1 protein-coding gene is annotated in these 330 nt (G+C 55.5%); it reads left to right on the forward strand.

Annotated features, from left to right (window positions below; translation table 11 throughout):
• Positions 1–330 (forward strand): ABC transporter permease subunit (locus KDM89_RS21025; protein ID WP_438947538.1); only part of this gene is annotated, 330 nt, incomplete at both ends.

Here is a 330-nt window from a genome sequence, read left to right on the forward strand (position 1 = left end):
CTTCGGTACCGGCTTATCGGCGTTCATCGGTCAGTCTTTTGTGGGCCAGTCGCTGCCTGCAGTCAGCCACGGCATTCCCGTGCTGAATCAATTGCCCTTTGTCGGCAAAGCCTTATTTGATCAGCATCTGGCGGTGTATTTCAGTCTGCTGCTATGCGCCGGACTGATCTGGTTTTTATACCGCAGCCGTACCGGACTGGTGTTGCGCGCAGTCGGCGAATCGCCTGAATCAGCCCATGCGCTTGGTTATCCGGTATTGCGTATCCGCTTTCTGGCCCTGTTGTTTAGCGGTGCCTGCTGCGGTATCGCCGGTGCTTATCTGTCGATTAT

This window comes from Cognatundibacterium luofuense (genome assembly GCF_018139685.1).
Taxonomy (GTDB): domain Bacteria; phylum Pseudomonadota; class Gammaproteobacteria; order Burkholderiales; family Burkholderiaceae_D; genus Undibacterium; species Undibacterium luofuense.